General features: G+C 46.4%; 1 rRNA gene. It reads right to left on the reverse strand.

The features are described 5' to 3' along the window. Window positions 1-279 precede the first annotated feature (279 nt). Window positions 280-801, reverse strand: a 16S ribosomal RNA gene (locus tag ACTQ45_RS13595); the annotation flags it as partial.

The raw sequence follows: 801 nt of genomic DNA on the forward strand, positions 1-801 counted from the left end.
TTGCTTTATTTCATCTATATTGCTATAGACTCGGTCAATTCTCGGTTTAATTATATCTTTTCTTGAAATTATAATTTTGGTTCTATTAGTCTTGACTCGCATTGAATCAATTCTAATAGGATTTTGTTTGAGTATTCAGTTTTCAATGATCACCTTGTCAAAAAGCATTGATTCAACACTTAAAGACAAAAAGGTTGAGTCTCTTTAATCTTGTGATTAAAGCTCACTCAAAACTAAACAAAGATAATAGCCACTTGGTAAGATTCCTATACTCCTTAGAAAGGAGGTGATCCAGCCGCACCTTCCGATACGGCTACCTTGTTACGACTTCACCCCAATCATCTATCCCACCTTCGACGGCTCCCTCCCTAAAAGGGTTAGGCCACCGGCTTCGGGTGTTACAAACTCTCGTGGTGTGACGGGCGGTGTGTACAAGACCCGGGAACGTATTCACCGCGGCGTGCTGATCCGCGATTACTAGCGATTCCGGCTTCATGCAGGCGAGTTGCAGCCTGCAATCCGAACTGAGAATGGCTTTAAGAGATTCGCATACCCTCGCGGGTTAGCTGCTCGTTGTACCATCCATTGTAGCACGTGTGTAGCCCAGGTCATAAGGGGCATGATGATTTGACGTCATCCCCACCTTCCTCCGGTTTGTCACCGGCAGTCTGACTAGAGTCCCCAACTAAATGCTGGCAACTAATCATAGGGGTTGCGCTCGTTGCGGGACTTAACCCAACATCTCACGACACGAGCTGACGACAACCATGCACCACCTGTCTCCCTGTCCCGAAGGACTTC

Source organism: Fundicoccus sp. Sow4_D5 (genome assembly GCF_052116365.1).
Classification (GTDB): Bacteria; Bacillota; Bacilli; order Lactobacillales; family Aerococcaceae; genus Fundicoccus.